Below are 9,608 nucleotides of genomic sequence, written 5' to 3'. Positions count from 1 at the left end.
TTTACAGTTTCGGTCTTGCCATCAGCTGTTTGTACTCTGGGAACCCGTGCATGAAGGAAACATTTATGTTGGAAAAAATTGAGATGCTGCCAGGTCCTTTCGACCGTATCATGGGTCTTCCCGTTCGGGAATTTAAAACCCTTCTCGAAGTCAAGATATATATCGATCTGGCCGTGGTGCCCAGCCTCAGGCTTTGTCATTATTATCTCCTTTACATGCCATGGCTTCTCTAGACCTAGGGCCATCTCAAAAATCTGATTGCTGTTCATGAAACTAAAATAGATACTTTCCCTAAATCAGTTTCCAGTTACCCACTATAAATCATCTAGAGCCAAAACTTTGTTTTCCTTGAGTCTTTAGGTGACAAGAAATTTATTTTTCTTTTATTTATTGTTTATCAATAAATTTTTACTGAATATTGAAAAATAAATTCCATACATCTATGAACACTCTCAAAACTCAATGGAAAGAAAAGTGGGTCAGTCAGCCTTCGCTGGTGCTAATCACCGTGGTCATCTGGTCCATCTTTATCGGGCTTTGCATTAATGCCGGTGCCATCTTGTTTACATTTGTTTACAGCCTGTTTAATCCTGTAGTATCCCAAAACCTCTATGAGGGACTCAATCTTTCGGCTTTGCGGGAGCAAAATACCTGGTATTACGGGGGAGTACTTTCCATCGTCCTCTTTATCGCAGGCCAAAAAGCTTACTTGTTTTTCCTGATGATCCGGATTTTTCTGAAGATCAATCTGATCCAGCCTTTCAGCCGTGAAGTGTCCAATTTGATCTCCTCGATCAGCTACGTAGCCCTTGAGATCGGGGCAGGGATCATTATTGCCTCAGGTATATTCAAATGGATGCAGGTACGAGGCTATGAATTGGATCGCGTGCCACAGATGGTGAGTGGTGGCTTTGAGTTTTTGCTGATGGCAGCGCTGCTAGTCGCAATCGGGATAGTCTTCAAGCGAGGCGTGGAGATTCAGGAAGAAAATGAACTTACCATCTAGGTCATGCCTATTATCGTAAACTTAGACGTAATGATGGCCAAGCGGAAAATGTCCCTCAATGAACTCTCAGAAAAGGTAGATATTACCCTTTCCAACCTGTCCATTCTTAAAACCGGCAAAGCCAAAGCCATTCGATTCAGTACCTTGGAATCTATCTGCAAAGTCTTGGAATGCCAGCCCGGTGATATTTTGGAATTTAAAGAATGAGTCTTTCAGTCCTCTACCTTTATTAAGAAACGCACATACCTCGTCATGGGATGCACTACCCGATCCCGTACTTCGGCAATGACATGAAGCTCTCCGGTTCCTGTTTCGGCCAATTGGACCTTTACTGATTCTTGATTTACAGTGAGTTCTACTTTTTCGAAATAGCTCCCCACCTCCTGATAGATCCAAAAATTGATTTCCAATTCATCCCCATCCGGATCACTGGCTTCCACTTCAAGTGAGACCACTTCTCCGGACTTGGCCATGACTTGCTGAGACCCTTTCGCTTTCACCGTAGGCGGATGATTAGCCTCTGCATAATCCATCACACACCAATCCGCCCGAGCTGCAAAGTCCTGCTGAATCGCCTCCACCCAGCGGATTTGGGGGAAAGTGGCGTCCATCTCTCCAGTAAATGGATTAAAATCCCGGACATTTTCACCATCCTCCCAACGATTGGGCTGCTCCTCTGATTGAATCAATCGACCACCCCAGCCGCCCCACTGGGGATTTTCCAGATTATCCAAACCTACATCTATCAGATGGAAAAAAGCCGGTGAATCACCCTCTGAGATAAAATCATAAATCCCAAAAGTTCCCCATTGAGCATCTTCCAATTGGGTAGGATCTCCATGGATATGCTCATCATCTCCTTCCTGTTTTTGTCCATCTCCATAGCTATAATATTGCTTCATGAGCGGTCCGTGATTATTGATTATTTCACGACCCATAAATTCCCCTTCGAAGAGGTAATGCTGAGATTGAGGCACTGCCTCTTTCCAAGGATAGGCAAAACACCAAAACTGATTGCTATTGTAATAGATTTTGACATCCGGCCAGTTGGGCTCGATATAATTCCGATAAGTGGCATCTTGGTCGAGAATGGCGTAAATAATTGCTTTATCAATGACCTTTTGATAAATCTGTTCCCATTGATCTGTGTCTTTATATTCATCCTCGATGGACTTCAAAGCTCGGGCGATCGTGTTGGTTCCTCCCCAAACCTGGAGATAAATTGGACCCATTTCATCGTCCAATAATTTGGCTTTGATAAAGTCAGACCCTTCGGTATCTCTTTCCATTTCCCCTTCGAAATCAATATTTCCTACTCTGACTACAGACCGAAGTTCATCAGCTGTGGGAAAACCCTCGGCATGTTGACTTAATTTTGGAAAAACCTCTTCATATGCATCCAAAAGCGGATTCATCCACTCTGTTCCCGGCCATCGAAGATCAGTCTGAGCTCCGTACAGATTTTTAGTCATTTCCATTTCGGAGGTGAAGAGAGTCCCCATTCCATCTCCTTTATAATGCCACATGCTGCTGGAATAAATAAGCCCCTCAATTCGAAACTCATTTGCATAAAGCAACATTCTGATAAAAGAATCCACATCATCAATCTCTCCGTCGGTTGTGACAATAGTACGTGGGTTTTGGGATGGATTATCAGCCTTCGCTTTAGTTTTTTCAACTGGCGCTTGACAGGATAAAAAAATTAGAATCCATCCGATAGAAATAGCTTTGTTCAATGCGTTCATAGGTCTCTAGGTTTGAAAAAGGATAATAAGGAAAAAAAGACAAAACTTCACTTTTTCTTTATGACTCAACACTAATAAATGATTTCATTTGGCTCAAAACACGAAAAACCGACCACCTCTTTCCAGAGATAGCCGGCTTTCAAACTAACCAATCAAAAATTTAATTGGTACAATTAGTTGCATCTCCCTTTAATGGGTGAACAAAGCAATTAACTTGATTTTGAAATCAACTCGTTAAGGTTGAACCTGCTTATGGCTATTAAGCAAGAAGATTCATTATTCACTTGGGGGTAAAAGCACCTGATCGATCGCATGAATTACACCATTCGTGGCATGGATATTCAACGCATCAGCAATCAATCCACTTTCATTAATTTGTAGATTAGCCAAATCAACAGATAATTCTTGACCTTCCAATAAGGTTGGAAGACTTGCTCCATCTCTCAGGTCCTGAGAAAAAGCACGTATAGGCACCACATGATAAAGTAAAACATCGGTTAAAGTTTCCAAAGGAATCTCATCTACTCCACTGACTCCCAATGTGGCATACAAATTTTCAAAAGCAGCATCCGTAGGCGCAAAAACAGTCAAATTATCCATCATGTCACCACTGACACTTCCTGCCAAATCAGCACGTAGCAGTGCTGCCACCAGTTGTGTAAATTCAGGTTCCGCTGCCTCAGTAGATTCAATTGCAATCTCAGCGATGTTTTGCGTAGGAGCAGTGATTACAAAATCCAACACATGGATGACTCCATTATCGGCGATGATATCAGTATCAATAATCTGCGTATTCCCATTAATCCAGAGGTTACCATCAGGATCTTCACTGACATAAAATGGAATATCATTGATAGGTGTCACAGCTCCGGGACTAACTTGATCAGCCGTAACTGCTCCACCAATCACATGATAGCTGAGAATGCTTGCCAAGTCAGGATTGGCTAAAAGCTCATCAGCAGTCAAATTATTTGCAGTAAGAAAATCCGCAAAAGCTCCATCTGTAGGTGCAAAAACTGTCAAAGGTCCAGGCTGAGAAAGAGCCTCTGTGAGACCTGCTTGATTTACTGCTGCGGTAAGGGTGGTAAAATCAGGGCTATTGGAGGCAATATCAACAATCGTTTCTTCTTCTGGAACTAGAGGTGGATCTGTATCATCATTACAAGACGTAAAACCAAAACCCAGCCCTAACATTCCAAGGAGAGCGGGTATTTTCAAAAAGAAAATCTTTGAGTTTTTCATGGTAGTTTTATTTTGGTTAATAATAGTTAGGTTAAAAAAGAAACGAACAGGAAGTGCTTTAGTTATATTAAAACTAAATATTCTTCAAATTATACAATGAATTATTAAAATATTAAATCATTAAAATAAAGCTTTTATTATCCAAAAATGAGACGAATAACGTAAAAACGAGTTTAAAAGCAGTTATTTTCGGTATGAAACCAATAATTGAGCAGTTTTATCCTAAACTTAAAAAAACAAAGGCCATTTGCCCTCACTTTTCAGCATTAACCATATTTTCAATTCCTTTCAGTAGGGCGTCCGGGTTGAATGATATGCTATCAATTCCCTGATCAATCAAGAAGGCAGCAAAGTCAGATTTATCACTTGGCGCTTGACCGCAAAGTCCGATCTTTTTACCCTTTGCTTTGACTTTTCGTATCACCTCTGAAATCATCCACTTGACTGCCGGATTATTTTCATCAAAAAGCTCGGTCAAAATTTCTGAATCCCTATCCACTCCTAAGGTAAGCTGAGTAAGATCATTAGAACCGATAGAAAATCCGTCAAATACAGCTGCAAACTCCTCAGCCAAGATCACATTAGAGGGGATTTCAGCCATCACATAAATTTCCAACCCCTTTTCTCCTTGCTTTAATCCAAATTCCTGCATCAGCTTTACCACTTGCTTTCCTTCCTCAGGTGTACGGCAAAAGGGAATCATGACTTTCAAATTCTCCAGCCCCATATCCTCCCTTACTCTTTTAACGGCCATACACTCCAGTCTGAAGCCTTCGCGATATCGCTCATGCCCGTAGCGTGAAGCCCCCCTAAACCCTAGCATCGGATTCTCTTCCTCCGGCTCAAACTGTCTTCCGCCTAAGAGATTGGCATATTCATTGGTTTTGAAATCGCTCATCCGCAAAATCACATCTTTAGGATAAAAAGCAGCAGCGATAGTCGCCACGGCTTGAGACAAGGAGTCAATGAAATATTCCCTTTTATCAGAATACCCCCAACAAAGCCTTTCGATTTGCTCCTTTTCCTCTTTATCTTCCAATTGGTCAAAATGAACCAAAGCCATAGGGTGAACCCGAATACTTTTGGTAACCACAAACTCCATCCGCATGAGCCCTACTCCCTGATTGGGAAAAAAGGAAAGGTCGAAAGCTTTTTCCGGATCAGCTAAAATAAACATGGGCTTTGTCTTGGGCAGGCTAATCCCTTTGAAATTATGCTCGGTAACTTTCCATTTCAACTTACCTTGGTAAACTTTTCCAGTTTTGCCGGCGGAGGTGTCTAAGGTGATCAAGTCCCCATCCTGTAGCGTATCAAGTGCAGTCTCAGCACCCACAATCGCCAGCGCTCCCATTTCACGGGCTACAATTGCCGCATGGCTGGTGCGCCCCCCTTTGGTGGTGATAATCGCAGCTGCTTTCTTCATGATAGGATCCCAATCGGGATTGGTGATTTCTGTAAGCAAAATCTCGCCCTCCTTCAGCTGATCGGCTTCGGATGGAGACTTCAATATTTTGACTTTTCCTGATGTGATCCCGTTTCCGATCGCAAATCCAGAAGTCAAAAGTTCTCCTTTTTGCAACAGCTTAAACTCTTTTAATGCGAACTGATCCCTATCCGCATGGACAGTCTCCGGTCTTGCCTGCACGATAAATAATTGACCGGAATTACCATCCTTGGCCCACTCGATATCCATGGGCATCCCGTAATGCTGCTCTATCTGAACAGCCCATTTGGACAAAAGCTCCACTTCCTCATCACTTAGGACCCAAGCCTTTTGCTTTTCGATACCTGTATCCAAATTGACCACTCCACCTTCCTTGGAATAAACCATCGTTTTGGCCTTTGATCCTAACTTTTTGGAGAGGATTGCTTTTTTTCCTTTCTCCAAACTGGGCTTGAACACTAAAAACTCATCTGGAATCACCGCACCTTGCACGATATTTTCACCCAATCCCCAGCAGCCAGTAATTAATACTACCTTGTCGAAGCCAGACGCAGGGTCGATAGAAAAAGTCACTCCACTGCAAGACAAATCTGCTCGCACCATCAACTGTACTCCGACCGAAAGCGCTATTTCATGTTTATCAAAACCCTTATCATGTCGGTATTTGATTGCACGTGCATTATACAGTGAAGCAAAGCAAAACCTGACCGTCTCGATTAATCCATCCTTCCCTTTAATATTGAGGAAGGAATCATGCAACCCTGCAAAACTAGCTCCCGGAAGGTCCTCGGCAGTGGCACTACTTCTTACGGCTACATCTACCTCTCTCCCCTCCTTTTGACTTAATTCTTGATAAAATTCCACTATTTGATTCGCTAGCATCTCAGGCATCTTACCTTTCAAAATCTCTTTTTTGATGGTAGAAGAAACCTGCTGCAAGTTGGAAAACTCCTTCAGGTCGAGCTGAGATAATTCATCTTGAATAACTGTTTTCAATTTATTTTCATCTATAAAAAATCGATATGCATCAGCACTTATCGCGAAGCCATTTGGAATCCTAATTCCAAGCGGGTTTAACTTTTGGTACATCTCACCAAGAGAGGCATTTTTTCCTCCTACTTTGGACACATCGCCGATGCCAAGCGTCTGAAAAGGCAGAATAAATTTTTTCATGATTTTGACCTTTGAGTTTCATCAATTTACCACTTAAAATCTTGAATTCAAGTGATTAAGTACTACTTAAAGGATTGATTTTTATCAGTTTTCATCATGGCATTAGCAATTCAATCGTAAACGGATTAGGTCAAAAAAACACTTTATTTTAGCTATATTAATAAGTTCAAATCTAGTCCTATGAAAATCTTAACTGCAATCTCATTATTGCTTTTCATCAGTTTATCTTCTTTTTCCCAAACAGATTCCCAAAAAATAATAGCACTTGATCTTGCTTGGGAAAAAGCGCTTTTGGAGTCCGATGTAGTGTTTTTAGAAAATCTTTTGTCCGAAGATTTTATCTGGGTCCACGATCACGCCAGTTTAACGGATGGTAAAAAGGAAGTAGTCAACCGGGCTAAACAAATCCAAGCTGGGCAGATGGATAATACTCGGAAAAGAATATCTAGGGATCAAAAAGTGCTCATTTTAGAGCAAACTGCAATTGTCAGTGGATTCACCGTGGTGGACAGAGGTCCTACTCCGACTACCTATAATTACATGAGGACTTACGTCAAGGTAGAGGGTCAATACAAACTGCTGGCTAATCATACCATGGCAATTCCCGAAGAGTAAACCCTCTCATTTTTAATACCTTATGATTGCCAGCTATCCATGATATGTATTAGTTAAAATCCTCCACTCGCATACCCTTTCGAAAAGTATCAAATCCAAACATCGTGGGTTGATATTCTCCTACATAATCCACATTCATATCAGCTTCTATTGCTTCTGACATATTCAGGAGCCAAAATGAAGCATTAATCACCAGCTTTCGCAAATCCTCGCTTTCAAAGTCCAAAGACGCTCCCATGGTAGATGCGAAGGCCATTCCCGGCGAACCTCCTTCGATTTGATAAGGTTTAGTCCATGCTATAGGCATGACAGATTTTTCCCACATGAGTGGTGCAGTGGGATTCATCCCATCGGTACTCTGCCCATAGACCAATACATTGGCTTCTTTAGGTAAGTTCCGAATGCCATATACATCCGATGGTCCCCAAATATCCTCTACTCCCCGGAGAATCGGGTGATCATTCATTTGATTTACTCCATCGATGAGTGCTCGTGTTCCTTCTTTGCCATGAACACCATGATGATTGACCCAGGTCTCCCCGAAAATCCGCTGCCCAAATCCTCGCTCCCAGCCGTCAGAATCACTCATCCAATCCCATTTTGCAAAAGGCGATGTTTTATTTTTTTGATAGGCAAAGGCATGCGTGGAGGTTCGCAATCCAATGATCGGTTTTCCTGCTTTTAAAAAATCCGCTATAAACTTGGTTTGCTCATCGGGCAATTCTCTAAAACGGATTAGCATAATCATCAGATCAGCAGTATCCAAATGCTCCAGCCCCGGGATATTATTTTGAAAATTAGGCACAACCTCTCCGGATTCGGGATGAATCGGGAATAGCACGGTCGTTTTAAACCCATAACGATAGGCAAGGATTTTTCCAAGCATCGGCATGGATTCCTCCGAGCGATATTCATCATCTCCTGCCACCAGCACAATATGCTTGCCTTTTCCTGGTCCTTCTTTCCCTTCAAACTGAAGGAAAGTTTGACCATTTTGAGCGCAGGCTAATAGAGTAGAAAAAGTAAATAGAAGGCTAAGTGCGATACTTTTAGATAAGGCTTTCATGGGTTTGGAAGAGTTTAGGCAGAAGAAATTGGCTTGAACCGACTTTAATTTAGAATTTTTCAAGGAAAAGATAAGGCTATATCGAAGCTTTCTGATTAGTTTTTCTCCAAAGACTTTTGATAATCATCACCGGAATCATCACAAAAAAGCCTACCACCAGACCAATTAGAAACTCCTTGATAAGGACAGGCCAAGATTCCAGTATACGGTGAAAAAAGTCAATATTATGAGCGAAAATACCCCCAGAAACCAGCAGTAGAGCCAAGGTACCTACGACTGCAAGCAATCGGATGACCCAAGGAAGTGAACTGACTAGCAATCTGCCTAGCTTATCAGAAATACTGTCTTTCTCATCATTGAAATTGATGAGCTTCACCCCAAACTCATCCATACGCACAATCAGCCCAACAATCCCGTAAACTCCCACGGTAGCAATGAGTGCAATGACAGAAACCACCCCTATTTGTGTCCCCAAAGGCTTATCCACCACTGTACTCATGGCAATGATGACGATCTCAACGGAGAGGATAAAGTCTGTCGTAATAGCAGATTTGATTTTTTGTCGCTCATGGCCCAGGATCTGTTCTGCCGTCAGGACTTCATCTATTGGGGCCTGTCTTTCCTTTGGGTCTGGGACTAGGTAATGATAAATCTTCTCAGCTCCTTCGTAGGCCAAATACAGGCCCCCAATGACTAAGATTACAATAATTGCAGGCGGATAAAAGGCACTTAGCAAAAATGCAATTGGTAAAATGATCAGCTTATTGAGTAATGAGCCTTTCATGATGGCCCAAAGGACGGGCAGCTCTCGATCCGACACAAAGCCTGATGCCTTTTCCGCGTTGACAGCCAAGTCATCTCCCAAAATACCAGCCGTTTTTTTTGCAGCAACTTTACTCATCACGGCGACATCATCCATCAAGGTGGCTATATCGTCTAAAAGTGCAAATATTCCTGAAGCCATTTTTTATAGTTTTTTACTGTCATCCGAGTAACTTTTTGAAGTTGGAAAATAGTGGGTTTCCAGGCTATTTAGGGTGATTTTTCTTTTTTTCTCAAAACACCCCCCTGCTCACTTTCAAAGATATCCAATTGTATTATTTCCAGATTTCGTTCTTCTGCTACCAGGCAGTTGGTTTTTAGGATGGTCTGGAAGCAGACATAGGAGATCAAGTTGGCTCTGGCCATGGACACCAAGGTGGTGAACTGCTCGGCTTCTTTGATCCGCTTGTGAATCACGGTGAATATTAGATTGGCAATTAATACCATCCAAACCTGTGTTTTGATCCCTTCCTGGCTGTCCGAGAAAAAATAACC

The 9,608-nt window shown here is 42.1% G+C and carries 9 protein-coding genes and 1 pseudogene; 3 read left to right on the top strand and 7 right to left on the bottom strand.

Annotated elements, in window-relative coordinates; genetic code table 11:
• The coding region (locus tag BLQ57_RS20170; RefSeq protein ID WP_175444683.1) for a transposase family protein at positions 1–269 on the bottom strand (269 nt) is incomplete at its 3' end.
• Between the two features lie 173 nt (positions 270–442).
• On the opposite strand from BLQ57_RS20170, the gene BLQ57_RS20165 reads away from it, so the two are divergent.
• Both BLQ57_RS20165 and BLQ57_RS20160 read left to right on the top strand, forming a co-directional pair.
• On the top strand, positions 443–1,006 hold the full coding sequence (locus BLQ57_RS20165) for a DUF2975 domain-containing protein (protein WP_087941417.1): 564 nt from the start codon (positions 443–445) through the stop codon (positions 1,004–1,006).
• 3 nt (positions 1,007–1,009) lie between these two features.
• Positions 1,010–1,213 (top strand): helix-turn-helix domain-containing protein, encoded by a 204-nt coding sequence (locus tag BLQ57_RS20160; RefSeq protein WP_087941416.1) that lies wholly within the window; start codon positions 1,010–1,012, stop codon positions 1,211–1,213.
• Positions 1,214–1,218: 5 nt separating this feature from the next.
• On the opposite strand, the gene BLQ57_RS20155 is transcribed toward BLQ57_RS20160, so the two are convergent.
• The 3 genes from BLQ57_RS20155 to ppsA form a co-directional block, all read right to left on the bottom strand.
• On the bottom strand, positions 1,219–2,751 hold the full coding sequence (locus BLQ57_RS20155; protein ID WP_087941415.1) for a DUF1593 domain-containing protein: 1,533 nt from the start codon (positions 2,749–2,751) through the stop codon (positions 1,219–1,221).
• A 276-nt stretch (positions 2,752–3,027) separates the two neighbouring features.
• Entirely contained in the window at positions 3,028–3,993 is a 966-nt protein-coding gene (locus tag BLQ57_RS20150) for a fasciclin domain-containing protein (protein ID WP_087941414.1), read from the bottom strand.
• A 253-nt stretch (positions 3,994–4,246) separates the two neighbouring features.
• Complete coding sequence (gene ppsA, locus BLQ57_RS20145; RefSeq protein WP_087941413.1) at positions 4,247–6,610, bottom strand: phosphoenolpyruvate synthase; 2,364 nt, start codon at positions 6,608–6,610, stop codon at positions 4,247–4,249.
• Between the two features lie 180 nt (positions 6,611–6,790).
• On the opposite strand from ppsA, the gene BLQ57_RS20140 reads away from it, so the two are divergent.
• Positions 6,791–7,225, top strand: coding sequence for a nuclear transport factor 2 family protein (locus BLQ57_RS20140; protein WP_087941412.1), 435 nt, complete (start codon positions 6,791–6,793; stop codon positions 7,223–7,225).
• 49 nt (positions 7,226–7,274) lie between these two features.
• Here BLQ57_RS20140 and BLQ57_RS20135 read toward each other — a convergent pair whose 3' ends face one another.
• The 3 genes and pseudogenes from BLQ57_RS20135 to BLQ57_RS20125 form a co-directional block, all read right to left on the bottom strand.
• A complete protein-coding gene (locus tag BLQ57_RS20135) occupies positions 7,275–8,291 on the bottom strand; it encodes a ThuA domain-containing protein (RefSeq protein ID WP_087941411.1) in 1,017 nt (338 codons plus the stop codon).
• A gap of 76 nt (positions 8,292–8,367) precedes the next feature.
• Positions 8,368–9,255 carry a DUF808 domain-containing protein gene (locus BLQ57_RS20130; RefSeq protein WP_087941410.1) on the bottom strand — a complete coding sequence of 296 codons (888 nt, stop codon included), beginning with the start codon at positions 9,253–9,255 and terminating at the stop codon, positions 8,368–8,370.
• 68 nt (positions 9,256–9,323) lie between these two features.
• Positions 9,324–9,608, bottom strand: a pseudogene (locus BLQ57_RS20125) (hypothetical protein); the annotation flags it as partial.

The organism is Algoriphagus faecimaris (assembly GCF_900101705.1).
In the GTDB taxonomy this organism is placed as follows: domain Bacteria; phylum Bacteroidota; class Bacteroidia; order Cytophagales; family Cyclobacteriaceae; genus Algoriphagus; species Algoriphagus faecimaris.
Note: the sequence above shows the minus strand (reverse complement) of the source record. Positions and strands in the feature narration are given on the sequence as shown.